This window comes from Halolactibacillus sp. JCM 19043, assembly GCF_001310395.1.
Taxonomy (GTDB): Bacteria; Bacillota; Bacilli; order Bacillales; family Amphibacillaceae; genus Halolactibacillus; species Halolactibacillus miurensis.
On the sequence record NZ_BAXD01000018.1, the window covers coordinates 30,318 to 57,265 of the forward strand.

The 26,948-nt window shown below is 39.1% G+C and carries 20 protein-coding genes and 4 pseudogenes; 20 read left to right on the top strand and 4 right to left on the bottom strand.

The genetic code is table 11. The features are described 5' to 3' along the window. Positions 1-51 precede the first annotated feature (51 nt). On the bottom strand, positions 52-192 hold the full coding sequence (locus tag JCM19043_RS16460; protein ID WP_156321384.1) for a hypothetical protein: 141 nt from the start codon (positions 190-192) through the stop codon (positions 52-54). Between the two features lie 345 nt (positions 193-537). On the opposite strand from JCM19043_RS16460, the gene JCM19043_RS09675 reads away from it, so the two are divergent. The 5 genes and pseudogenes from JCM19043_RS09675 to JCM19043_RS09695 all read left to right on the top strand — a co-directional run bounded on the left by JCM19043_RS09675 (position 538) and on the right by JCM19043_RS09695 (position 4,408). Continuing rightward, positions 538-969: a hypothetical protein gene (locus JCM19043_RS09675; RefSeq protein ID WP_062322077.1), complete on the top strand. Its 432-nt coding sequence runs from the start codon at positions 538-540 to the stop codon at positions 967-969. 8 nt (positions 970-977) lie between these two features. After that, entirely contained in the window at positions 978-2,051 is a 1,074-nt protein-coding gene (locus tag JCM19043_RS09680; protein WP_062322079.1) for a sensor domain-containing diguanylate cyclase, read from the top strand. Between the two features lie 88 nt (positions 2,052-2,139). Continuing rightward, positions 2,140-2,690 (top strand): annotated as a pseudogene (locus JCM19043_RS09685) (glutathione peroxidase). A 146-nt stretch (positions 2,691-2,836) separates the two neighbouring features. After that, positions 2,837-3,466 (top strand): YitT family protein, encoded by a 630-nt coding sequence (locus JCM19043_RS09690; RefSeq protein WP_062322081.1) that lies wholly within the window; start codon positions 2,837-2,839, stop codon positions 3,464-3,466. Positions 3,467-3,493: 27 nt separating this feature from the next. Continuing rightward, positions 3,494-4,408 (top strand): diacylglycerol kinase family protein, encoded by a 915-nt coding sequence (locus JCM19043_RS09695; protein ID WP_062322083.1) that lies wholly within the window; start codon positions 3,494-3,496, stop codon positions 4,406-4,408. Positions 4,409-4,442: 34 nt separating this feature from the next. Here the strand turns inward: JCM19043_RS09695 and JCM19043_RS09700 are convergent, their stop codons facing one another. Next, on the bottom strand, positions 4,443-6,089 hold the full coding sequence (locus JCM19043_RS09700; protein ID WP_062322084.1) for a GGDEF domain-containing protein: 1,647 nt from the start codon (positions 6,087-6,089) through the stop codon (positions 4,443-4,445). A 213-nt stretch (positions 6,090-6,302) separates the two neighbouring features. Between JCM19043_RS09700 and JCM19043_RS09705 the strand changes: the two genes are divergently transcribed. From JCM19043_RS09705 to JCM19043_RS09750, 12 genes and pseudogenes are all read left to right on the top strand, one after another. Next, complete coding sequence (locus JCM19043_RS09705) at positions 6,303-7,313, top strand: LacI family DNA-binding transcriptional regulator (RefSeq protein WP_062322086.1); 1,011 nt, start codon at positions 6,303-6,305, stop codon at positions 7,311-7,313. A 51-nt stretch (positions 7,314-7,364) separates the two neighbouring features. Further along, positions 7,365-9,089 carry a methyl-accepting chemotaxis protein gene (locus JCM19043_RS09710; protein ID WP_062322088.1) on the top strand — a complete coding sequence of 575 codons (1,725 nt, stop codon included), beginning with the start codon at positions 7,365-7,367 and terminating at the stop codon, positions 9,087-9,089. A gap of 390 nt (positions 9,090-9,479) precedes the next feature. Beyond that, positions 9,480-10,796 (top strand): extracellular solute-binding protein, encoded by a 1,317-nt coding sequence (locus tag JCM19043_RS09715; RefSeq protein WP_062322091.1) that lies wholly within the window; start codon positions 9,480-9,482, stop codon positions 10,794-10,796. 66 nt (positions 10,797-10,862) lie between these two features. Next, positions 10,863-11,764, top strand: a pseudogene (locus tag JCM19043_RS09720) (carbohydrate ABC transporter permease). A 12-nt stretch (positions 11,765-11,776) separates the two neighbouring features. Beyond that, positions 11,777-12,624: pseudogene (locus JCM19043_RS09725) on the top strand (carbohydrate ABC transporter permease). A 28-nt stretch (positions 12,625-12,652) separates the two neighbouring features. Next, positions 12,653-12,799: a hypothetical protein gene (locus JCM19043_RS16890; RefSeq protein WP_197274792.1), complete on the top strand. Its 147-nt coding sequence runs from the start codon at positions 12,653-12,655 to the stop codon at positions 12,797-12,799. After that, the gene (locus JCM19043_RS09730; RefSeq protein WP_062322093.1) at positions 12,757-13,284 is read left to right on the top strand and encodes a YesL family protein; all 528 of its coding nucleotides are present in this window, start codon (positions 12,757-12,759) and stop codon (positions 13,282-13,284) included. The genes JCM19043_RS16890 and JCM19043_RS09730 overlap by 43 nt, the downstream gene beginning before the upstream one ends. A gap of 26 nt (positions 13,285-13,310) precedes the next feature. Next, complete coding sequence (locus JCM19043_RS17645) at positions 13,311-15,290, top strand: hypothetical protein (protein ID WP_231631488.1); 1,980 nt, start codon at positions 13,311-13,313, stop codon at positions 15,288-15,290. Further along, positions 15,247-16,464, top strand: coding sequence for a hypothetical protein (locus JCM19043_RS17650; RefSeq protein ID WP_231631489.1), 1,218 nt, complete (start codon positions 15,247-15,249; stop codon positions 16,462-16,464). Before JCM19043_RS17645 ends, JCM19043_RS17650 begins: the two co-directional genes overlap by 44 nt. A 173-nt stretch (positions 16,465-16,637) precedes the next feature. Beyond that, entirely contained in the window at positions 16,638-20,435 is a 3,798-nt protein-coding gene (locus JCM19043_RS09740; protein WP_062322095.1) for a carbohydrate binding domain-containing protein, read from the top strand. Between the two features lie 182 nt (positions 20,436-20,617). Then, positions 20,618-21,001 carry a metalloregulator ArsR/SmtB family transcription factor gene (locus JCM19043_RS09745; protein ID WP_062322097.1) on the top strand — a complete coding sequence of 128 codons (384 nt, stop codon included), beginning with the start codon at positions 20,618-20,620 and terminating at the stop codon, positions 20,999-21,001. After that, positions 20,985-23,117: a heavy metal translocating P-type ATPase gene (locus tag JCM19043_RS09750; protein WP_062322099.1), complete on the top strand. Its 2,133-nt coding sequence runs from the start codon at positions 20,985-20,987 to the stop codon at positions 23,115-23,117. The genes JCM19043_RS09745 and JCM19043_RS09750 overlap by 17 nt, the downstream gene beginning before the upstream one ends. Positions 23,118-23,170: 53 nt before the next feature. Here JCM19043_RS09750 and JCM19043_RS09755 read toward each other — a convergent pair whose 3' ends face one another. After that, complete coding sequence (locus JCM19043_RS09755) at positions 23,171-24,262, bottom strand: AI-2E family transporter (RefSeq protein WP_231631490.1); 1,092 nt, start codon at positions 24,260-24,262, stop codon at positions 23,171-23,173. Positions 24,263-24,410: 148 nt separating this feature from the next. On the opposite strand from JCM19043_RS09755, the gene JCM19043_RS09760 reads away from it, so the two are divergent. Continuing rightward, positions 24,411-25,352, top strand: a complete 942-nt coding sequence (locus JCM19043_RS09760; RefSeq protein ID WP_062322104.1) for a hypothetical protein — start codon at positions 24,411-24,413, stop codon at positions 25,350-25,352. Positions 25,353-25,462: 110 nt separating this feature from the next. Continuing rightward, complete coding sequence (locus JCM19043_RS09765) at positions 25,463-25,651, top strand: hypothetical protein (RefSeq protein WP_062322106.1); 189 nt, start codon at positions 25,463-25,465, stop codon at positions 25,649-25,651. Positions 25,652-25,841: 190 nt separating this feature from the next. Here the strand turns inward: JCM19043_RS09765 and JCM19043_RS09770 are convergent, their stop codons facing one another. Beyond that, positions 25,842-26,375 carry a hypothetical protein gene (locus JCM19043_RS09770; protein WP_062322108.1) on the bottom strand — a complete coding sequence of 178 codons (534 nt, stop codon included), beginning with the start codon at positions 26,373-26,375 and terminating at the stop codon, positions 25,842-25,844. Positions 26,376-26,643: 268 nt separating this feature from the next. Between JCM19043_RS09770 and JCM19043_RS09775 the strand changes: the two are divergent. Continuing rightward, positions 26,644-26,948, top strand: a pseudogene (locus JCM19043_RS09775) (hypothetical protein); the annotation flags it as partial.

Consider the following 26,948-nt stretch of genomic DNA (forward strand, 5'->3'; position numbering starts at 1 on the left):
AAAGTGGACTTCTCATTTTTATTTTAAAGGTATTTATATTGTACCTATTAATCAAAACAACCAGTTATAAAGAAGGCTACCTAGAATAATAACTAAAATAACAAAAAACATAACAGTAGGATTACCGAAAAACGTCCGATCAAAAGTGTCTTTATGTTTATCATGGTCTTTAGGTGGAATGGTGTGTCGCATATTTTTCCGCCTTTCTATGTTTTTTTATCTGCTCTTCTTTTTATCTATATAGATAATTTTAACATATCTATTATTCATTTAACATAATTTTCTGAAAAAATATAGTGAGCGACTGCATTTTGGTAGAGATGGAAGAGTGTCAATTAAATTTGAGTGATGGGAGGTCATCGGCAGTGTCTAATACATGCGGATGTGCTATAATTGAAAAGCGCTTACTAGTTCGTAAGTCATCATTCATTAACGGTTAAATATAACTAATCCGTGTAGCGTTTACATGAAGTAAACATAGAATCTAATATAGATAGAAAAGCCATAAGACGTATAGATTATATAGGGGGATGGCGCATGAAAAACAATTATCGATTTTTAACATTAATGATTGCGATCATTATTAGTGCCATTGTATTGATATTCCAAATCGTATCGCACAATGAAACAGAAAAAGTATATGTCAGTCAAATTGAAGACGTCGCACTTGAACTTAAAAAAGATTTTTTAAAAGATACTGTCAATAACATGATTAGTCAAATTGAGCGCTTACGCGCATCGAAACAAACCGTTTATCAATTGAATACAAATAAACGATTAGAACGACTATCGACTTTAGCTGAAAATATGTCAGAAACCGACTTTGTTGAACTTTATCAACAGGAGTTTCAGGTAAGTGAAGATCATTTATGGACCGCCTACTTATTTGACCATAAGACAGACACACTCGTTTTTTCAACCGAAAGTGGTGGGCAAGTAATGTCTAAAGAAGAGATTGAATCAGCCTAGCAACAGAAGTGACGCTTGAAAAGGGGTCATTAACCGGTGTTTTTGGTGTGAATCATCAGTATATTGACGCAATCGTTCAGTCAGATATTAGAGATATTATATATCATCAAAGATTTGAAAATGATGCGTATATTTGGGTGAACGAAGTCATTAACTATGAAGGTGGAGAGGATTATGCGATACGTCGTATTCATCCGAACTTGATTGAATCAGAAGATGAATTCCTCTCAACAGATACGACAGATACAGTCGGCAACACACCTTATTTAACAGAACTGAATGGGATAAATAATGACGGAGAATTATTTTTTACGTACTATTTTAATAAATTACATTCAGACAAATCCTCGAAGAAAGTAACTTATGCCAAACTCTATGAGCCTTACGATTGGATTGTAGCCATGGGGGTTCATTTAGATGATTTAGACGGTTATGTGAGTGAAGTGCGTGAAGAAAGCGAAAAATTATTAACGCAAACTGTGCTGAATATTTTACTGTATTTAATACTGGTGCTTGTGGTAGGTTTCTTTTTAGTCTATTTCGTTATGGAAAGAAACTTACGTAAGTCAACGAAAAGATTAAGAGAAGAAGCAAGTACAGATCCACTGACAGGGGCTGAGAGTCGACGTTATGGCGAGCGCATTCTTGCGCATCAATTTGAGATGTATCATCTGAAGAAAAAACAAGCATACTTAGCGATGTTTGATATCGATGATTTCAAACAAATCAATGACCAATACGGCCATGAAGCAGGAGATAACGTATTAAAACACGTGACAGCTATTGTTCAAGAGATTGTAGGAGAAGACGGTCACTTGATTCGCTGGGGTGGGGATGAGTTTGTTATCGTGCTCGATCAGTTAACAAAAGAAGAGACGGTTATGCGATTAGATCACATCCTGTATTATTTTGACACGCATCCCTTTGCATTAGAATCCAATCAGATCACGATATCACTATCGATTGGATTGTCAGCTTTTTCGCCAAAAGATCGTGACTATCAAGCAGCTATTAAACGAACCGATGAAGCAATGTATGAATCGAAACAGCACGGGAAATGTCAACTCACTGTGCGTGATTAATTATCTACTTTGAGCATATCATGCCTCTCCCTTTGTATAACTAATGTATAATGACAATGATACTATTTATTACAGAGGAGAGAATATGATGACAACAATATATGATTATGAAGCACTAACAATTGAAGGTGATCTTGTATCTTTAGAACGATATAAGGGTGACGTATTACTGGTGGTAAATACTGCCAGTAAGTGTGGGTTTACCCCGCAGTTTGAAGATCTGCAGAAGCTATATAGTAAATATAAAGATCAAGGCCTGACTATTTTAGGTTTTCCATGTAACCAATTTAACGCACAAGAACCAGGCACAAATGAAGAAGCGGCTGAATTTTGTCAAATGAACTACGGGTAGAATTCCCTATTTTCAGTAAGATTGATGTCAATGGCGCGAAGGCTCATCCATTGTTTCAATTCTTAAAACAAACCCAACCCTTCCTTGGGTTTGATGAGACAACGATGAATGGGAAACTCATTAAAAAAATTATTGAAGATAAGTATCCAGAGTGGGTTGTTGGGAACGATATTAAATGGAACTTTACTAAATTCCTTGTAGGTCGTGATGGTGAGATACTAAAGCGTTTTGAACCAACAGACGAACCGATGGATTTTGAGAAGGATATTCAAGCTGTTTTAGCTTAGTAGATGACACGTGTAGCATAGTTGCTGCGCGTGTTTATTTTTTTTTTAAAAAGGTATAGATCTGTCAGTATAGCTAGTATCAATGAGTTAAAATATGGTATAGTGGTAAGATAACTAACGACATAAAAAAGAAATGAGGCAAAACGATGTCACTCAGTCAAAAACGTATCATGGGGATGTTATTTGGGAATCTATTATTAGGAATGGCGATTGGTGTGTTACGAATCGCCGAATTAGGAACAGATCCTTTTGCGACAATGAATTTAGGTGTCAGTGCAACACTTGGATTATCTTTCGGATTTTATTCTGTTTTGTTTAACTTATTATTGTTTGTCTTTCTATTTATAAATAGCCGGGAGCTTATTGGGTTCGGGACCTTTATTAATATGTTTCTTCTAGGTTACACGGCTGACTTTATCGTTTATTTCTTTCAGACGATGGATGTAGGGGAAATCGGGTTAGGGATTCGCTTTATTTTGCTGTTTGTTGGTGTATTCATCTCATCAACAGGTCTATCATTATATGTCACAGCGAACTTAGGTGTTTCACCTTATGATGCTTTGCCACTTATGATGCAAGAAATGACGAATAACCGTATTCCTTTTGGGATAGCGCGCTTAATTGTCGATGCAACGGCTGTATTAATTGGGTTTTTCTTCGGTGCGGTTGTTGGTGTAGGGACACTTGTCGTGGCTGTCTCGTTAGGACCGTTAGTCTCTGTCTTTAATAAATATTGGTTTGAGCCGATATTAAAGCCAGAAACGCTTAAAAAATAGCCGATAAGCGTTAAATGAGGTGACAACATGAGACTAGCTTTTATAGTAAATCCGACATCAGGTAAAGGTGTGAAGGCCTTTAAGACATTCAAACAAAAATTAACGATTCCGTACCGTACATATATGACCGCCTACCCTGGTCATGCGACAAAAATTGTCAAGCATTTAATAAAAGAAGAGAAAATATCGTTAATTATTGTTGTCGGTGGGGACGGGACCATACATGAGGTGTTAAATGGCATTGGCCTTCACCCAATCACGCTAGGTGTGATTAAAAACGGATCAGGTAATGATTTTGGTAGGTATTTCAAAACATTTGAAGACCCAAAAGAAATCGAGCGATTCATCCGTCATCCGAAGAAATCACACGTAGATGTTATAAAGGTAAAACACGGAAATTTTAGTCGATTGATTGTGAATAACAGTGGCATCGGTTTTGATGCGTTAGTCTGTGAGTACGTCAATCAATCACGACTAAAAAAGGTATTGAATAGGTTCAAGCTTGGTCATCTCGTCTATCCTTATTACGTCATCAAAGCTTTAAGGACGTTCAAGCCATTTTCTATGATGGTGTCTATGAATGGTGAGGACACCTTGTATGAGCGCGTATGGTTTTTAACGGTGAGTAATCAACCTTATTTTGGAGGAGGCATGCAAATCGCCCCGTTAGCTAAGGCTGATGATCAATGGCTTGATGTCACGATTGTGCACGGTTTAGATGCGAATACTTTCTTTAAAATGTTTTGGCTCGTTTACCGCGGAAAGCATCTTGATTTACCCTACGTTAGTCAGGAACGAGCGCCAGCTGTTTCTGTCGCCTTAGCCGACCGAATCGTCTGTCATAGTGATGGTGAATCATATTATATGAATGGGCATTTTCCGATTGATTACACCGTCTTACCAGCTCAATTGCGATTAGCTGAACCAATGCGAAGGAAATAGTAATCACATATAAAACACGAAGCTAAAGATAAAGTTAGCTTCGTGTTTTGCGTTCAATTTTATTCTGGTACATTAACTGGTCAACATGATGATAGAATGGGGTATAACTTGGCCACTCATCTTTGTTGAAAACGTCACTTCCAACGGCAACATCAATAGTATAAGGCAGACTATGTGAGTGTTCGTTTAGCTGTTTTCGTAAAGTAATCAGTTGGCGCTGATGAAGGTGTTTGTCCAATCGATCGCTTAACACAACAAATTCATCCCCACCGATGCGATAACAATGTTCGTCTTCGAAAGAATCAAGTAAAGCTTGATAGACGGTCTTAATCGCATGGTCACCGCTTGTATGTCCGAAGTTATCGTTAATATATTTGAGGTGATTTAAATCGATCAGCACTAACCGGAAAAACTTCTCTTCCTCAAGTCTTTTCTTTAGATCACGTTCATAAGCGGTTCGATTTAATCCGTCTGTGAGTAAGTCTTGATAGGCGAGTGTTTCAAGCAATTGATTTTTACGCGTTTGTTCAGCACTTTGTTTGATATACTTATATGTGTCGATAAATAAGAGAATAAAAAATATCAAAACTCCTATCAGTAACATGCTAGAGATCGATTGAAAAGTTTTAGTGTAAAATAAAACGGCTTCAAGTATAAATGAGATGATTAAAAGTGCCACGTAACGCGCGACTTTTTTAATTTCTTCGTTTTTATCGTAGTGATATTCGTATAGTAGAGCGGTTACTTGAATAATGGCAGCTATTAAAATGACACTTAATAAGATCGCCATTAATTCAATGAAATTTAACAGATTGAATTGTTGGAGTACTAACATTAATAAGGCAATCATCCAAAAAGTAACCGCTACTCCACGAAATAAATGGATAAAGCGTTTCGTAATAACTTCTTTAATGTATAAGGCAATAAAACTGACAATGAGCGGAACCATTAAGTAACTGATGCTACCAATAATAAATGGATTGCCCGTCATAAATTGAAGAAGTTTTGATTCCCCAATAATCCATAGACTCGTTGTTAAACTAAGTAAACCTAGGTATAATAGCCGGTTATCGCCAAATTTTCGTTGGGATAAAGCAATCATTAAACAAGTAAGAGCGAGAATAAATAAAACTAATCCAACGGTAAAGTTTAAGCTTTGATTTTTAATCATATCAAACAACATGGCATCCGCTGAACCAATATGAATGGGATTAATGGTTCCGGCAAACGCCTTTGTTTCAGAGCGAATTTCCAACGCGAGCGATTTACCTTGATAATTATGAGGTAAATAGACGAGCTCCCAAGAACTGGTCAAAGGTGTTCGAAACAAACCGTTGCGGTTATTAATTTTTTCATGGATCTTCTCGCCATCTAAATAAACAACAAGGTCCTGAAGTGATGCCCGTATCAGAAGATGATCATAACTATTAGGTGTATCAGGTAGAGTAGTTGTCGCAAAGTAGGTCGTGTTTTCTCCTACGTTAATCTCTGCGGGTAAATCAACAGTCTGAACATACATCTCCCCAAAGTAGATATCCCAGTTATCATTTAGTGTCGTGAAGCGATCAGGTAAAAGCTTTAGTGTATCTGAGCGGTGAATATATGAAAACATAATAAATATTAATAAAAAGGCTAAACTAAAGCTTAAAACAATCCGCCGATTTCTTAAGTAATTTTGCATATCCTCACCCCGCCTTTTTTCACATTAGGTCTTTAGGTTTATTTTATCATAAAAACAGTGATTTGTATGCTATCGCACTGTCGAGTCATGTTGGTGCATCGAAAATTAACAGCGAAAGTTTTCGTAAAAGCATAAAGAAGGCTTGACTTTAGTTATAAATGGTATTTATAATAGAGACGAAAACGCTTTCGTTTTCTAAGGGAGGTGTAAACAATGGCTGTCACAATTTATGATATCGCCAAAGCAACAGGATTCTCTATTACGACTGTGTCAAAAGTATTGAATAATTATCCTGATGTAGGTAAAAAAACAAGGGAAAAAATACTTAAAACCGTTGATGAAATGGGATATTATCCGAGTTCTTATGCAAGAACATTGACAACGAAAAAATCTTATACACTAGGTGTTATTTATATGGAGTCATTAGGCATAGGACTTAAACACTCTTTCTTCAGTGCCATTATTCAATCGTTTAAACAAGTGGTTGAATTAGAAGGGTATGATTTATTATTTATTGCCAATAAAATTGGTGATGAGAAGAAGAGTTATCTTGATCACTTCAAATACCGCGGGGTTGATGGTGTCGTTGTCTTTAGTTCTGAAAATGATGATGATGAACTTGAAAAAGTGATAGAATCTGATTTACCATCGGTTATTGTCGACTTAGACAGCGCGAATACTAATGTTATTTATAGTGATAATTATCAAGGGACAGAAATGGCACTGAAATATTTAATGGCATTAGGCCACAAGAAAATTGCACATATTGCGGGACATCAAAATACCTTTTCGGGGATTGAACGTATGAAAGGCTTCTTAAAAGCTACAAAACAGTTAGGTATCCAAATTCCGCCATCCTATATCGTCAATGGAGGTTTCTTCTCCGTTGAAGGTGGAAAGGAAGCGATGCAACAGTTGCTTGTTTTAAGTGAGCGGCCAACAGCAGTCTTTGCAAGCTCAGATACGATGGCGCTTGGTGCGATGGAAGCAATTAAAGAAGCAGGCCTTCGGGTACCTGAAGATATATCCATTATCGGATATGACAATGTCGAATGGTCAGATTACATTACCCCGAAATTAACGACAGTAAAACAAAATGTCGATAAGATTGGTGCGGATGCGGCAAAAATATTGTTAAATAGTATTAATGGCAAAAATGCTTCATATATTAAAGAAGTTGTACCTGTCTCATTAATTAAACGAGATTCATGTAGCGAATTATAACTCGCTACATATTTTTTAACAAATACAGAAAGCGCTTTAGGTGGTGAATGTATGTTATGGAAAAATAGAAGTATTGGGTGGAAATACTCGCTCGTCTACGTCATTACGATTGCCTTGTTTTTAGCTTCTGCTGGTCTTATAACGTATTATTTAATTGATGTTGAAACAAAAGTGAATGAGATGAATGAAGAAGTCCATCAAATGGATAAATTAAACGAAATGGACATCCTTATTCAAGAGCGATTTGTCTTACTGAGCCGTTATATGGTTGCTCCGGATACCACTCAGGTCAATCAATTTAATGATACAGTAAAAACGTTTGATCAATTAGCAGAAGAAGTAAATCAACACATCACAAAACAAGAAGAAAGACAGTTGTTTGATGTCGTGATCGCCCAAGATCAACAGATTAGAACGTTGTATCAAGATTATATTCAAATTAGAGATCGTGATAAAACCGAACAGCTTGATTTTCTTACTTTAAGAGATGCAGGACGTAATTATTCACAAGCAAGTTTTGCTTTGACTGAATTAAAAAATATCGTAGATGAAGATTTAGCGCAAGATACACGTATCATTTTCACAAGGTTTACGGATACGCGGCTGATCTTTTTAATTGCGATTGCTATCTCGCTTGTTATAGGGACAGTGATTCTCGTAATCGTAAACCGTGATGTAACGAAAAAAATGAACAGCATCACGACGTTTGGTGACGCATTAATGCAAGGGGATTTAACTTCAGAACCTATTGAAATCAACGGGACAGATGAATTCTCAAAACTCGGTTCAATTTTAAATAATGTTCAAACAACCTTCAAAGGTATGATTGAGCGTTTATCTTCTGTAAGTAACCATTTAAATGAAGAAAGTACCCAACTGGAAGAAGGTGCCCGCACATTACAAGCGAAAAATAAAGATGTAAAGTCGCACGTAGGTGAGCTCAAGATGGCGGTCCGTCATCAGTCAGATTTAACACAAGATATCGTGAGTTATTCAGAAACATTTAATGAACGAATCGGTGTCATCGAAGAAGAAAGTAACGAGATGCGCTACAAATCTAAAGGTGTTTCTGTTCAAACCGAACAAGGTATTAAAGTGATGAATGCATCGGTGAATCAAATCAACACGATGTACGAATTAATTGATCAATCAACTAAAGAAATTATGAAACTAAAAGAAAATATTGGACAAGTATCGGATTTATCAGCGCTCGTAAATGATATCGCCAAGCGAACGAATCTATTATCATTAAATGCTTCAATAGAAGCGGCGCGTGCCGGTGAAAAAGGCAAAGGATTTGCGGTTGTTGCCAGTGAAATTCGTCAACTATCCCAAGATGTGAATGCATCAATCACAGATATGAACAATATTTTATCGACCATTCAAACCGGTGCTGAAGAAGTCAGTGAGGGTCTTATTCAGTCAAGTGAGGGAATTGCCACTGAAAAAGAAAATATGGATAAGAACATCAGTGTCTTAGAAAAAATGCAACAGTTCATTGATGAATTAACCGATCATGTGGACACAAACTACGATAGTTTACAGATTATGATTAACGAAAATCAACAACTTTCACAAGCCATTCGAGAGATGCAAGTCTCATCTAAACAAACTTTCGAACAACTGAATTTATCTGATCAAGCGATTAAAGAACAGCGACATGGTGTGGCAGCAATTGCCTCGCAATCAGAGGCTTTGAAAGCGGAATCAATGCAGTTAAATGAGTTAATAGAGACGCTCAAAGAAAAAAACGAAAAAACATCAAATAACGGTTGACAAATGTTCATTATGTCTTTATTATAGTAATTACTAAAGCGGTTTCGCAAGCGCTTTCAAATGTATTATTATACTAAATCATAAACGTGGCGTTGAGTCATCGATCGTGCGTTTATTGATTGAAGAGACAATGTTAATCAAGCTTTCCGCAACGTATCTGCTGCCAATAAAGATACTGAAATCAGGATCGTTGAGAAGGCATTATCTTTTGGATTAGTTATAAAGCGCTTTCGGATAATTGGCGTGATCAATGTTTCCTAAAGGGATGACAATGTCGTTTGACTGTAAAGGAAAGAGGGAACTTAAGGGGGTGAGTCAATAATCACAACATGTTAATGATTGAAAATGCTTAAAACTTTGAATTGCTAATAAGAGTAGGGGGAAATGAATATGTCAAAATTATTAAAAGTATTTTTAGTAGGGTTACTGAGTGTGTTATTGATGACAGCGTGTGGAGGAGACGATGATACGTCAAGTGACGATACATCAAATGACGATACAACAGAAGATACATCAGGTGATACTGGTGATGAAAAAGAGGATGTCACATTATCTTTTTGGGAGTTTGGTAACACAGGTTACGATGTATTGATTGAAGAATACATGGAAGCAAATCCACATGTGACGATTGAACTTCAAAACATGGACCAAAACGATTTACACGATAACTTATTTACATCATTATCAGCTGGTTCAGGTGCGCCTGACGTTGCGATGGTTGAGGTAAACCAATTAGAGCGTTACCGTGATGCAGAAGACAGATTCCATAATTTAAAAGATTACGGTGCAGCTGACGTTGAAGGAAACTTCTTAGATTGGGTATGGCAAACAGGTGAAAATGCCGACGGTTCATTCATGTTTGGTTTACCAACAGATATCGGTCCAACGGTTATGTACTACCGTACCGACGTATTTGAAGAAGCTGGTTTAGAATCATCACCAGAAGCTGTTGGTGAAATGATTCAAACGTGGGAAGATTTTGAAAGTGTCGCACAAGAAATCTATGAAAAAACAGGTAAGCAAATGACCGATGGTGCGGAACTTGTCTTTAACGCACGCCGTGACCAAGCGCCGGAACATTTCTTTAACACAGAAGATGAATTAATTGTTGAAGAGCATGACTATATCCGCAACGCTTATGATTACACTGTTAGCTTAATTGAACAAGATCTTATTGGTGATATTCAGCTATGGACGCCAGAATGGTTCGCAGGTATGGGTGAAGGTACTTATGCAACACTATTAGGCCCAGCTTGGATGCAAGGGGTTATTAAAGACAACGCTGAACCAGGTGTATGGTCAATTACAACACTTCCTGAAGGTGCCGGTAACTGGGGTGGTTCTTACTTAACAGTACCTGCAGAATCTGAACATCCAGAAGAAGCATATGCTTTTGTTGAGTGGATGACAGCACCAGAACAACAATTAAAATCATTCTTAGATTACGGTCTTTTCCCATCAGCGCCATCTGTATATGAAGATCCTGAATTCTTAGATTACTCAGATGAGTTCTTTGGTGGCATTAAAACAGCGCAAGTATTCTCTGAAGCAGCCGAAGCCGTTGTGCCTGTATACAAAGGTAAAGGTTACTATACTGTAAACGATGTATTACAAGAAGCCGTTTCTAACGTAAACGCGGGTGCTGATCCTGATGAAGAATGGAACGCAGCAATCGAACAAGCGAAAAGTGCATTAGCACGTCAATAAAAACAAAACTGGTTAAAGAATATGGTTTGGGCCATATTCTTTAACCCATATTAAGGAGGGACACTCATGAAAAAAAGCCTCGAAGAAAAAAAGAAGACTGCACGGACGGCCTACTTATTTATCTCCCCGTTTTTTTTACTTTATGCTGTATTCGGGTTATTCCCGATGCTATTTAGTTTCTACTTAGCCTTCTTCAAATGGAACGGTTTAAGTGAGATGACCTTTGTCGGAATGGAAAACTTTAATTTTATTTTTACTGATCCAATCTTTTATGAAGCGATTAAGAACACCTTTATTATTGGGTTATTAGGGACAGCACCACAGATTATTGTCGGTATTTTACTAGCTTTTGCCTTAAACTCAACCTTGATTAAGTTTAGAAATACGTTCCGTACGATGATTTTCCTACCGTATGTAACCTCTATTGTAGCCGTCGCTATTATCTTTGGTGTTATCTTTAGTAACCAAGAAGCTGGTTTCATTAACTATATTTTAAGTTTCTTTGATATTGAACCAATCAACTGGAATATTCAGACTGGCCAGTTAAAATCACGATTTCCATCATGGTATTCTGGCGTTGGGTTGGTTATAATACCATCATCTTCTTAGCTGGAATGCAAAGTATTCCAAATGCTTTATATGAAGCAGCTAAAATTGATGGGGCCACAGTTTGGCAACAAATCCGTCTGATTACGATTCCGATGCTAAAACCAACAATCACGTTCGTGGTCTTCACTGCAACCATCGGGGCACTACAACTCTTCACTGAACCACTTGTCTTCTTAGGTCGCAACTTGAGACAAGAAGGTATTACGATGGTAGCCTACCTTTGGAAAGATGCCTTTGTCTATAATGCCTTTGGTACAGCGTCAGCTGCGGCGATTGTCTTGTTCTTTATCATTATCATTTTCACAGGCGTCAACTTACTGTTAACCAACCGTATCGGTCGGACAAAGAAAGCACGATAGGAGGGGAAAAGAATGAACAATACAGAAAATCATACAAAAAAAAGAAACATTCAAAAAGCATTTGTGTATCTCTTTTTAACATTCGGCTCGCTCTTGTCACTGTTTCCGTTTTACTGGATGTTTACGATGGCAACGCGTACCAACAGGGAAATAAATTCGTTCCCACCGCCATTTACACCAGGTGCCGACTTAGTTAATAACTTTCAAAATGTTTTAGCTAATATGGACTTTTTCGGCTCAATGGCTAACTCGTTATTTGTCTCAACAAGTATTACTGTTGGTGTGTTATTCTTATGCTCACTCGCAGGTTATGCTTTTGCAAAATTAGAATTTAAAGGTAAGAAACTATTATTCTCAGTAATCTTAATTACGATGATGATTCCACCGCAATTAGGATTAATCCCGCAATACTATATCATGACGCAGTTAGAATGGATCAACACATTCCAAGCGGTCATTGTACCAGGCTTATCAATGCGTTCGGTATTTTCTGGATGCGCCAATACATTCAAGACGCTGTACCTGATGAATTAATTGAAGCAGCTAAGATGGACGGTTGTTCAACATTTAGAATCTATTGGAATATTGTTGCGCCAACGGTCTTACCAGCTTTTGCGACACTTGGTATTATCGTCTTTATGCAAGCATGGAACGACTTCTTATGGCCATTAACTGTTTTAAGAGAGCCTTCCATGCATACACTACAAGTCGCGTTACGTACATTAAATGATGCGCGTCAGATGGACTACGGTATGATTATGTCTGGGACATTCTGGGCGACAGTACCACTGATTGTCATCTTCTTAATGTTCAACAAACTCTTTATTCAAAGTCTTTCTGAAGGTGCTGTAAAGAGCTAACTTTTAAAATTTATGGGAGGAAATAAACATGTCAAATAAAATTCAAATGGTTGCTGGATGGTTATCACAATTTATTATTTTAAATGTTTTATGGTTTATTTTTACTGTCCTTGGCCTTGGAGTTTTAGGTTCATGCCTGCGACTGTTGCGGTATTTAGTGTCTCGCGTGACTTAATTAATCGCAAAGAAGGTGTGTCAATCCCAGTTTATTTCTTCCGCTATTATAAAAAGATGTTCCTATTATCAAATGGTTTTGGAGTCTTGTTTGCTTTACTCGGCTATATCGGCTATGTCAACTTTAAATTTATTCCATTCTTTTATCCTGAAAACATTCAAGTATACTTGATGGGTATCTTTATCGCAGGAGCTGTTGTTTTGACACTAACATTTATTAACTTATTTTCAGTGATGGCTCATTATGATTTAAAAGGATTTCAATACGTGAAAAATGCCTTTAGTCTCGTGTTCGCTGAACCAGGATTAATGCTGATGCAGTTATTTTGGATCGTTGCTTATGCACTTATTCTTATTTTCTTACCTAAAGTAACAATATTTATTGGTGTTAGTATGTTTAGTTATTTAATTATGTCGATTCATCTATCTCGCTTTGAGCGAATTAAACGAAAAAATGAAGCAAAAGCTATGCTTCTGAATGCATAATAGCATAAAGAAAGTGAGGGATCTATTTGTATCAACTCGATCAACACCACCATTTTAATATAGAAAATTATTCACATCAGCCAACCTTCTCCAGTTTTTTGCCGGGAGTGGCAGGCAAAAGTGGCTTACCGATCTGGGCCTTTTACGTTAACCGCGGTCAAGGGATTGCGAGTTTTGGTGTCCAAGATAAAGATCACGCCATTATGGAGTTTTTACCGGCAGATAAATCATACCAACTTGTTCAAACGCAAGGTTTCAGAACATTTATCAAAATTTTAAATGATGACGACACTATTGTCATTGAACCATTCGCCGCGCATGACACAACCGGGCATACACGGATGGAGATTGCTGAGAACATGTTAACTCTGCATTACCACCACCCCATTCATCAGTTTAAACTAACCATTAACTACTTTGCATTACCGAATACACCGGTGGCCGGTCTCGTGCGTGATGTGGCATTTACTAACCTCGCAGAAAATACTCGTCAATTCGAAATCTTAGATGGTTTACCAAGTATCTTCCCAAGCGGTGTTGAAAATGCGGCTTATAAAGAATTAGGTAATACACTAAAAAGTTGGTTTGATGTTAAAAACTTAGAGAATCATATGCCCTTTTATTTCTTACGTGGCAGTACAGAAGACTCTGCTGAAGTAAAAAGTATTACCCAAGGAAACTTCTATTACAGTACCGTTTATCAAGATGGTAAGGAAACAATCGCAAAACCAATCATTGATAAAAACCTCGTATTTGGTATGGATACAACATTACAAACGACCGTACCATTTAACACAAAACCACTTCAAACGCTCACAAAAGAAACAGAACAAACAACGAATCGTGTCTCTGGTGGGTTTACGCCAATTGAGACAAGTTTAACGTCTAAAGGAAGCATTCAGTGGTCGACGGTTGTGGGTTATGCGACGGGTTTAGACCATGTCAATCAGTACGTAAAAGAAGAACTAAACTTTGCTATGCTTCAAGAGAAAAAAGCAGAAGCCCTTACGATTACGGATGATATTACGGCCCCAATTACGAGTTCAACAAATGAACCGTTATTTGATGCATACAGTCGTCAGAGCTATTTAGATAATGGCTTGCGTGGTGGTTTCCCTCATGTGTTGACACACGATAATAAAGAAACGATATATTATCTTTATTCACGTAAACACGGCGACCTTGAAAGAGACTATAACTTCTTCTCGCTAAGCCCGACGTATTATTCTCAAGGGAACGGTAATTACCGAGATATTAACCAAAATAGACGATGTGATGTGTTTTTCGAACCACGTGTAAAAGATTATAACTTGAAAATGTTTATGAATTTGATTCAGTTGGATGGGTATAACCCACTCGGTGTTAAAGGGGTTAGATTCACGTTAGATACCCAAGCGTTTGACCTTAGTGCTTATGTTGATGAAGAAGATAAACAGGTGCTAAATACGTACTTTAAGTCAAGCTACACGCCAGGTGAGTTAAAACACTTTATTGAAGACGAGCGTATCTCGTTAAAGACAGATTTTGACGTGTTCTTAGCACACGTGCTAAGTGAATCAAAAGAGAACTTTGAAGCGGCCTTCCATGAAGGGTTCTGGGTTGACCACTGGACTTATAACCTAGATCTGATTGAAAGTTATCTAGCGATTTATCCAGATAAAACGGAAGAACTATACTTTACTAAGGATTATATTTTCTTCAATAGCCCAGCTGAAGTGAAAAAACGTGAAGATAAATATGTGTTAGTGAACGGACAATTAAGACAATACCATGCGCTTCACATGAATAAAGATAAGCCAGAAGCGGATTGGGTTAAAGTAATGAAAGACCCAAGTAGTATCTATCAGACAACGTTATATAGTAAATTGTTAACGCTTGGTCTTGTAAAGACGGCGACACTTGCGCCATTTGGACTAGGCATTGAAATGGAAGCGGATAAGCCAGGTTGGAATGACTCATTAAATGGCTACCAGGATGATTGGGGCTTCAACGTCAGAGTTATATGAAGTGAAACGCCTATTTGATCTGATGCTTGCAATTGATGAGGCAGAAGACATTTCGTTACCGATAGAAGTGAGTGATTTATTAAGACAAGTGCTTCAATCCATCCAAGCATTTAATAACGGTGAATTAACTGAACAAGCGTATTGGCATGAAGTATCGACGCATCGTGAGAACTATCGCGAGCGTATTTACGAAGGACTTTCAGGTGAAGAAGTCACTTATACAACCGCAAGCTTACGTGAAAACATGGCGTTACTTAATAATCGTATTAAACAAGCGATTATGGCAGTAGAAGCATTTGACGCTGAACTGATTCCAACATACTTCTATTTTGAAGCGAAAGATGGAAAAGTCAGCTATACCGAAGCGGATAAAATTGATGTGAGTGCACTTGAATTTGAGGCGAAAGCTGTGACGCCTTTCTTAGAAGGCTTAGTTAAAGCACTGAAGTTAAAAGATAATCAAGAAGAAGCAAAAGCTTTATATGATCAAGTGAAACAATCAGCGGTTTACGATGACAAATTAGGTATGTATAAAACATCGATGTCAATTAAGAACGAACCAGATGAGCTCGGTCGGGCTGGCGCCTTTACGCCGGGTTGGTTAGAGAATGAATCTGTTTTCCTTCATATGGAGTACAAGTATTTACTTGCGACTTTAAAATCTGGTCTAACGAAAGAATTCTTTACTGATATGAAACAAGCGTTAATTCCGTTCTTAGACCCAGCGAAGTATGGACGCTCGACTCTCGAGAACAGTTCATTTATCGCCAGTTCAGCCAATCCAGATCCAAGTCTTCATGGACGGGGATTTGTCGCTAGACTGAGTGGGTCAACGATTGAATTTATGAATATGTGGTTTGTGATGATGACAGGTGGAAAGCCGTTTGAAGTAGAAGACGACACACTTGCCCTTAGACTTAACCCGCAGCTAGCAGGTTGGATGTTTAAAGAAAATGGCGAGCTAACCGCTACGTTCTTAGGACAGACGGAGATTACTTATGTGAATCCAACGCGTCAAGATACGTTTGGTGAAGCGGCAGTTAAGCCTGAGCGTTACGTTGTTACATTTACCGATGGTTCAACAGAAACAGTAGACAGTGCGATAGTTAAAGGTGATATCGCTTACTGGGTACGTCAAGGAGAAGCGACGAGAATTCGTTGTGAGTTATCTTAGTGATAGGGAAAAGAGATCGAAAGGTCTCTTTTCTTATGACACAAAAAGAAAGCGCTTTCGTAACTTTCGTTGAAAAAAGACGGAATTTTCGTAAAATTAAAGGAGGTGATACGAAAATAGCATACATGCCGGAAGGGTACACTGTTTTAAACACAAATCAAGGAGGAACGTAGATGAAAAAACCTTTAAGTAGCCTGATTGTTTTAGCATTTATCACATTATTATTTATTGGGCCGCCAAATTTGATGGCGGAAGGAAACACCTCTGATTGGGAATTAACGTTTGAAGATAACTTTGAAGGTGACATATTAGATACTGACATCTGGTCATATGATATTGGTAACGGTTTTTACGAACCTGACGGTACCTTTGTGCCTGGCTGGGGAAACCAAGAATTACAATCGTATCAAGAAGATAATGTACGTGTGGAAAATGGTCAATTAATCATTGAAGCGAAAAAACAAGTCGTTGAAGATGGTGAAGGTACATACAACTACACATCAGGCAAAATCCACACGAAAGGCAACTTTAGTCAAACCTACGGTCGCTTTGAGGCGAGAATGTCCTTACCAGAAGGTCAAGGATTTTGGCCAGCTTTTTGGATGATGCCAGAAGATGATGTGTATGGTGCTTGGGCGGCATCAGGTGAGATTGATATTATGGAGAATGCCGGTGCGACACCTAATAAAGTTGGTGGGGCGATTCACTACGGCTCGCAGTGGCCAAATAATACGTATACAGCCAGTGACTATCATTTTGAAGATGGTTTTGACACGACAGACATGAACACCTATGCGGTGGAATGGGAACCAGGCGAAATTCGCTGGTACGTCAACGATGTCTTGTATCAAACTTTAAACAACTGGAGTGCTAAAGATAGTACGAATGCAACAAAGTTTAGCTACCCAGCGCCATTTGATCAAGACTTTTATATGATTTTAAACTTAGCTATCGGTGGTTGGTACGGCGGCGGTCCTAATGAGGAGACGGCTTTCCCTAACCAAGTAAAAGTAGACTATGTACGCGCATATGAAAAAGCCAGTTATGACGCGCCAATGGAACCTTCTTTTGAGGCCGAAGAGCTACCGGCAGATGCCAAAGTAGCTGTTGATGGTAACTATGTCTATGACACAGATTACAATGAAGGCTTTACGACGCTTCAGACAAATGATGACGTCGCAAATAACTGGGACGCCACTTACTGGAACTTCTTAAAGCTTGATGAGTTCGGTGGCGATGGTTCTGTTAGTACAGAGACAATAAATGATGATACCTTCGCAAAAATCGATGTGACGAATGGCGGCAGTCAAACGTATTCATTGCAACTTATTCAAAATGTGACCGTAGGTAAAGGTCGCTATTACAAGTTAAGTTTTGATGCGAAAGCGGATGCCAATCGTCCAATCAATGTCAAAATTGGTGGCGGTGCTAATCGTGGTTGGACGGCTTATTCACCAAGTGAAGATTATGATTTAACGACGGACGTTCAAACGTATGAGATGGTCTTCCAAATGCAGCATGATACAGACCCATTAGCTCGACTTGAGTTTAATGTTGGTAACAATACACAAGGTGTCTCAATTGGTCACGTTGTATTGGAAGAAATAGATCCAGTAGACCCATACAATGAGAGTAATCCAAAGAAGCCATTACCGAATGGTAACTATATTTATAACGGAACATTCGATCAAGGGGCGATGGACCGGTTAACTTACTGGGATATTGCGGCACCATCTGCAGAGGCAAATGCGTATGTACCTGAATATACACGCGTATTTACTGCCATAATCACGGATGGTGGAGATAGTGCGGAGGCGTTAAGATTAGCGCAAACAGGCCTTCAATTCACACCAACCGATGACTATCAGTTGACATTTAACGCAAAAACAGACGCAGCGCGTGATATTGAGATTGGTTTTGTGAGCGCTGATGGTAGTACCGTTTACGCAAAAGAAACGGTCGCTTTAACGGAAGTGTTTGAAACAAAAACAATCACACTAACGATGACGGATGTAGAAGACTTAAATGGTCAATTCGTCTTCTTCTTAGGCGGAAGCGATGCGGATGTGATGTTAGATGATGTCGAATTAATTCGTCTAACAAACAACAATACAAGTCTGACATTAGGAGAGCGTTTCCCATTACGTAATGGACGATTCAATCAAGGTTTAGAATACTTTGGTGTCCATAATCAGGGCGAACATGAACCGACGTCTGTCGCAACGCTTGGTGTAGAAGAGGGTACTTTTGTCGCAAATATTGAAAACACTGGTTGGGAACCATGCCACTTAATGTTAATGCAGAATGCGATGACTTTAAAAGCAGGAGAAACCTATACCGTTTCATTTGATGCATCGTCAACAGTTGAGCGTCAAGTAGATGTCGTTGTAGAAAATGCTGGTTATCATCGTTACTTCTCAGATATTGTGACACTAACGGAAGATACACAAACATTTGAGTACACATTTGAGATGACAGAAGACGATACCGTTGATTTTAAATTCTTACTTGGTGCTATTGAAAGTGTTGCTGACTTACCCGCGCATGAAGTGACAATTGATAATATCGTTTTAGAGGTTGAGGGTTCAAGTGAAGCTGCCTTCTTATTAGACAATGCCGATTTCAGTCAAGGTTTTGAAGGGTGGATTACGCATTACCAAGGTCAATACGATGGTCCATCACAAGCTGATTTTACTGTAGAAGATGAGATGGCGAAAATTTCTATTGATCATGTTGGCACAAATCCATGGGATATTTCCCTTTCTCAAGAAGGGAAATCAGTCACAGCTGATCAAACCTACATCGTCTCATTTGATGCTTATGCAACTACTGCTCGTGATATTGAAGCGGTGATTGATAATGGCGAAGCAGGCGGTTATGTACGCTCTTTAAATGAAACAGTATCATTAACAGAGGAAGTACAAAACTACAGCTACGAAGTAACGATGCCACAAGATGATATTGTCGGTCTTAAATTCCTTCTAGGTGCTTTAGAAGGCGCACCAGCTGATTCTCATGATATATTCATTGATAATGTAAGATTTGAATTAGCTGGTGTACGTGATTACCTATATGGCACTGAAATCAGTACACCAGACGAGGACCAAGATCAAGTTGAGGACCAAGACGAAGATGAAGACCAAGATCAAGATGTTAATGGCGATACGATTATCGTGAATGATAAGGCAATTGAAGCCATTCAGAAAAATCAACCCTTTAAGATTGAAATAACAGATGGGAAAGTCACAAAGGTAATAATTTCGAAAAAACAACTAGATATGTTGAAAGATAAAGGTGCGATAATCCAGATTGAAAAAGCAGGCGTTCAAATGATTATGCCAGCAAGCAACTTAAATGGCGATATTACCTTTGATGTCGCACCGAGTAATGAAGAAGGTCTGACACATCAAAGCGATGCTTTAAGTGACGTTTATAGCTTCAACGTTAGTGAAAACGGCGTCGTTAAAAAAATATTTGAAACACCCGTTACTTTGAGTTTTAAAGTTAAAGACACAGATGCTGATACATCAACTTTAAAAGTGTACTACTTTAATCCAGAAACAAAGACTTGGGAACTCGTTGGCGGAGAATTTGTTGACGGTGAAGTTGTTGACGGTGAAGTTGTTGTAGATGTTGATCACTTTAGTACGTATGCTGTATTTAGTACAGATACCTTTGTGGTAACTGATGCGAATGAGGACTCTGAAGAGGTAGTAAACACACCACCAACTGATGAGTCAACAGATGAAACAACAAATGAGACACCTACGGATGAAGAAAATGTTACCGAAGATACAACGAATACTGATGAAGTAGTGGGCTCAGAGAGTGAAACAGCTGAGACAGATGAAAGTGGGGACCGTTTACCTAAAACAGCAACTAACCTTTACTTATTGATGCTTGTAGGGATGATGTTGTTACTAATGGGTGGGACCACACTCATCTTTAAAGAACGACGCGTAAGAAATTAATTTATCCCTCCTTAATATGTATAGAGTAACAGGCGTATGTCTTAGGCATACGCCTGTTACGTGTTTACAAGCCAAGTTTGAGATAAGGGGGAGAATGAACATATTAACGATCATTGACAAACATTCAAACGATGATTAAAATGAAGTTAATCAAATGAACGTTTGAATGAAAGGGTGTTAAGATGACAAACCAAGCAAAAGAAACATGTGATGTGGCGGTTTTTAATGAAGATAAAGTCTATCGCGTCAAGGAAATGGTTGAGAGTGAAAACATTTTAGCCGTGAGCGAGATGTTTAAAGCGTTATGTGATGAAACAAGGTTAAAGATTGCTTATGCCTTAACGCAAGAAAATAAACTCTGTGTCTGTGATGTTGCGCATATCATTGGTTCCTCGACAGCAACAGCGTCTCACCATTTACGTCACTTAAAGAAGTTAGGTCTAGCGAAAAGCTACAAAGAAGGAAAACAAGTGTATTATCAATTAGATGATGATCATGTGAAGACGTTGATCACGATTGGATTGGTACACCAGAAAGAGGTGGAACGACGTGACAACCTCATCTGATTTTGACGCACAAACCTATCGGGTCAAAGGATTTTCTTGTGCGAACTGTGCCAAGACCTTTGAAAATAACGTGAAAGACTTACCTGGTGTTTATGATGCCAAAGTTAATTTCGGTGCATCAAAAATTACTGTCAGTGGTGAAGTATCGATTGATGCGCTCGAAAAAGCAGGCGCGTTTGAGGGATTAAAACTATCGGTAGATGGTATAAAAAAAGCAAGTCAAACTACTGAAACACCAGAAGTATTGCCGTGGTACCAACAATATGAAACAGAATTATTTGGTGTGTTATTTTTGGTGTTAGGCATTGTCTCAAGTGTCATGAGTGGTCATAGTCATCCAATGACAGCGATGCTTATTCTTGTCTCAAGTGCGACATTAGGTTTACAACTCTTTAAAAGCGGGATGAAGAATCTGACCCGTTTCACCTTTGATATGCGAACATTAATGACGGTAGCTGTCATAGGTGGTGTCCTCATTGGTGAATGGTTAGAAGTAGGGATTGTCGTCATGTTATTTAGAGTAAGTGAGTTACTTGAGGCTTATTCGATGGACCGCGCGCGACAGTCGATAGCGTCACTCGTGAATATGGCACCAACACAAGCGCAAATCAGACGCCCATCGGGTGATGAGATGGTGGATGTTGACGAGATTCAGATTGGGGACGTTATGGTCGTGAAGCCAGGTGAAAAATTGGCGATGGACGGCGTAATTATAGAAGGAACCTCACTGATTAACCAAGCGGCTATTACCGGAGAGAGTATGCCAGAAGAAAAAGTCCCTGGTGACGATGTCTATGCTGGAACGCTCAATACCGATGCCCTATTACTCGTTCAAGTAACCAAACGTGTTGAAGATACAACGTTACAAAAAATCATTCATTTAGTTGAAGAAGCGCAAGGAGAAAAAGCCCCAGCCGAGCGTTTTATCGATGCGTTTGCGAAAGTGTACACGCCGATGATTATGCTGATCAGTGTAGTCGTCATGAGTGTCCCTCCGCTTGTTTTCAATCAGGACTTCTCAACGTGGTTCTATCAAGGGTTGGCGATCTTAATTGTCGGTTGCCCATGTGCCCTTGTTGTCTCTACCCCTATTTCGATTGTGTCAGCGATTGGGAACGCGGCTAAGCGCGGTGTCTTGATTAAAGGTGGTGTTCACTTAGAGACACTGGGTCGCATACGTGCGATCGCTTTTGATAAAACAGGTACGCTAACCAAAGGCGAACCCTTTGTCACGGACACTGTCATGATGGATGGAGTGAATGAAATAGATGTCTTTCGTATTGTCTACAGCTTAGAAAAGGATACGACGCATCCACTCGCAAAGGCATTAACTTCAAAGGCAGAAGCGTTGATTGATCCAACGATGGCTTTTCCGCTAAAAGCCATCACTTCTTTACCTGGTCGTGGTATAAAAGGTGAAGACCAAGGGGTCATCTATACCGTTGAAAGTCCGAAAAGATTTATGGATAGTCTCTCACCATCAGTCAGTGAGGCCATTCAAGCGTTAGAAACAAAGGGTCAAACTGTTGTTGTCGTAACAAAAGACACACAAATCCTTGCCTACATGGCCATTGCTGATGAGGTACACGAGAATGCACGCGAGACATTACGTCAGCTTCATGACTTAGGTGTAAAGAAAACTGTTATGTTAACGGGAGATAATCACCGTGCCGCAACAGATATCGCCAACAGACTGGGAATAGATGATGTCATGTCGGAACTCTTACCTGAAGATAAGTTAGCTGTCATTGAACAACTGACAACTGAGTATCAATACGTGGCCATGGTCGGTGATGGTGTCAATGATGCGCCTGCGATGGCTAAAGCAAGTGTGGGTATTGCGATGGGAGCTAAAGGCACAGACACAGCCCTTGAGACAGCGGATATGGCTTTAATGACCGATGATTTAACGCTATTATCTTTTGCTGTTCGTTTAAGTAGACAATCCCTACGGATTATAAAAGCAAACGTCACTTTCTCACTCCTCATTAAGTTAGTCGCGCTATTATTAGTCATCCCTGGCTGGTTAACGCTTTGGATCGCGATTGTGTCAGATATCGGAGCGACTTTACTTGTGTCGCTTAATAGTATGCGTCTAATGAAAGTTAAACCATAACGATAATTAACCCGCCCAGAAACAGCTGTTTCTGGGCGGGTTGTCTATGCGCTTTAAATTAAATATTGTTCCGATGTCTTTTTATGATTCAAGTATTCATGATAGAAATGCGTGACGGTCGCTTTAGTGACGGCATACATAGGTACGGCTAAGATAAACCCGATAAAACCAATCGTCGCTCCAGCGGCAATCATAATGACAACAACAGTGAGAGGATGAACATTTAACACTTTACCCATCACGTTTGGTTCAATCAGGTTGCCTTCAATTTGCTGGACGACAATCATCACAACAGCCGTCCAAACGCCTGTCATCGGGTCTTGAAAAAAGCCAATCAGAACAGCAGGAATGGCAGAAAGCCAAGGACCAAGGTAGGGAATCACATTCATAAACAAAGCAAAAATCGCCAGGATAAGTGCATATTCAAGCCCAACGATTAAGTAACCAATCAGTAACATTGTTCCGACGCTAAAGCTGATGATCATTTGCCCTTGAATGAACGAGCCTAATGAATTATTAATGGAGGCAAACAAACGTTCTAAACTATCTTTTTTCTTTGGACTAAAGAATTGTGTGACAAACGGGATGAATTTCTTTGAGTCCTTTAACATAAAGAATAAGAAAAAAGGGATGAGGACAAACGATACAACAAAGTTAAAAATCGCCCCAATCGCATTAAAAATCGAGCCAACGGCTTCTTGCGCATAACCACTTAGTTGATCAATGATATCATCAACCGAGGTGTTAAATTCATCAGGGATATATTGTTGATTTGTTTCAACCCAACGGAGGGCTTCCTCGAGCCACGAACGAAAAGCAGGTGCGTTATCTGATAGTCTGTTTAATTGTTCTTGAACCATTGGGATGAGGAAATAAACGCTAAAGGCAACGACAAGCATAATCACCACAAACACAAGTATAACCGCGAAAATTCGCTTTATATTAAAGCGTTCAAACAACCGAATCAATGGCTCGGTCACATAGAACAAAAATCCCGCCCCAATAATCGGTAGCGCGATGGACGTTATGACAGTCCCAATCGGTTGAAGAATAAAATCAATTAATGATAGAAAATACAAGATCGCTAGAATAAGTAACGTATATACAAGAAAACGAAAAACCTTCGTCTGTGTCAACAGTCTCACATTCCTTTCTGCTATTTTTTTGTCTTTACATCTATTCCCTTTAAGCGGTGGGTTTTAAACAAAAAATGCATCAATAGACCAGTGTATGACCCGACATAAACGGGAACAGTACAAGTAGAGAGGTGCGAGAAGAAAAAGGGGGAAAACAATGAAAAAACTATTGGCTTTATTGTTAGTGATTCTACTCACCGTTGTTGCGTGTAATACGTCAGAAGAACCAGAGGACCAAGGGGCTGAAACACCATCTGAGACAGAGACAGAACAACCAACAGATGAAGACACAGAGGGTGATACAGAAACGGAGTCTGATGATGAACCATCTGATGAAGAAGACGATGGTTACACAGAGGTAGACTATGAGGCAGTAGTCCCGGTAGTCACGCATGTGTTTGATGAAAATGAGGAAATGATGTTGATTCATATGGAGACATCAGCCGATCCGTTAAACCAAGATGAGGCGTTGATGATGAGTTTACAATTGAGTGATCAAACAACGAATGAGGCATTTACGGGACTCATGTCTGTGGAGATAGCTGATAAAGAGGCGACACTGAACTTTGAAGGTGGACAACCGTTTGTGTCTCTGGCCTCTGCTGAACATATGATGCTCGATCAGATGTTTTATCAACTCGGTGCATTTTATAATATCGATACCTTTATCTTTACGGTAGATGGTGAAGCGGGTGTCGATTACGGTCAGGTAGGTTTCATTGAAGCATTACCAGTAGAGGATATGGCTGTGACAGGTGTTGTCGAGGTCACGAATGAGACCTTGTTAGAAGGTTATCAGGCACCTGTATATCGCTCGATTCGTGACATGGTACCACTACAATTAGACTCATTTGAAGAAACGCTTAATAAGACAGCAACCTTTGTCGCACCAGAAGGGTATAAACGCGTTTTTGAGGGTGTAACGATCGTTGATGTAAAAGAAACCGGTGCTCAGATAACGTTGACCGTGACTGGTGAAATAGAAGAGGATACCGCTCTGGTGCATGCTTTAGCTATTATGGCGACCGCATTTGATTTTGATACACTCACCGTGGTCAACGAATCAATGATGACACGAACAAAAGTCACCTTGTACTAACACAATTATAGCCACAAGTAAGATACTATGTACTAGTCTGATTTGTGGCTATTTTTTACAAAAAAGATATGTTACAGTGGAGGTGGAGTTATTTAGAAAGGAGTTTTTATATGGTTGATTACATACCTATGATCGTTTCGATTAGTATCGTACTTATTGTTAATCTCGGCTTCTGGTTGTTTTATCGAAAACGGCATAAGAAGGATAAAGGCTTTGTGTTCGCTTACTATCACCTAGCTATCGCCGACGTTTTAAGCGTAACCTCTGGACAATGCCAGTCATTATTCTCAGCATCGTAGTTGTTATATAGTAGACTTTTTACCGCCATGGTTTAAGCACGGTTTTCTAGTCGCTGCCAGTATTATAACAGTTGTTGAATTAGTATATAATTATAGAAAAGCAAAACAAGAAGAGCACAATACGTCTGAATAACAGGACGACGACAAAAACGCGCGAAAAAAGAGTGCTCTCTTTCTCGCGCCTAAATATCTATGAATTAAATAAAGCGGTAATGTCTCCTGTTTCAGGGTCAACAAAATACCAATCAAAAGTGGAGGTATGCGTTTCACCATTACCATGATCAACCACTTCAAAAACTTGGATGCGGTAATGGCCATTATCATCTTTACCATCATATAGGTAAGTCATGTCCATATAAAGACCTTCTGCTTTTAGGTAGTCTTTTACTAAGCGAATAGCATCATCTGAACTATAACGTCCACCCGATTCACTATTGTCAGTCTCGTGTGATGACTCGGTGTCATCTGTCGTGTCGTCCGGATGTGTGTCCTCTGCTGTTTGGTCGCCATTATTTGCCGACTCATCCGATGCCTCAGGATCTTCATCTGTTTCATCGTCCGCCTCTGTTGCGTCATCATTTTCTTGGTTATTTTCTGTTGTGTCTGTGCCATTATCCTCATCTTGTTGGTTTATATCCGAATCATCAACAGGTTCTGTATCTTCGTTACGACAAGCCGTCAAAATCAAGCCAAAAGCAAGGATGATATAGACTGATTTTTTCATTTTCTAAAGCCTCATTTCTCTATGATTACTTGTAGTTTTTCTTCTCATAATAGTAAGGGGAATAAGTGGTAAAGTCAATCGGCCTTCTGGTTGATTTTCATGGTAGTTTATCGCTTTAGGGCGAGAAGACACCTTCCTCAAGTGCGTCAGCACTAGGCGGGTGATGAATCGATTTTTTGAATATTTTTGAAGTGACAAACATATATTCCGCGTGGTATAATTAAAACATTAACAGTGACCGTCACAAAACAAAGAGAGGATGGGTATCATGGGCATGAAGGCCATTTTTTCAAATCGCTTATATAGGTATAAGATCGACCCTGACTTTGTTATGTCCATGGATCACACCCTTCGGGTGTTTAATCAAGCCAAACATTTTCGTTATCAAGCGGAGGTCCGGGAGCTTAGGGGCGTGAAAGAGAAAAGTTCCGTCTCCATCCATCAACAGTTGAAACAACGTTACGGATTAAATGATTATTATGCGACCAGTGCTGTTCAACAAGGACGGGCGCTTCTATCCGCGCAAAAAGAATTGAAGAAGGTGTACATACGTAATAAAAAAGAACAAATCAG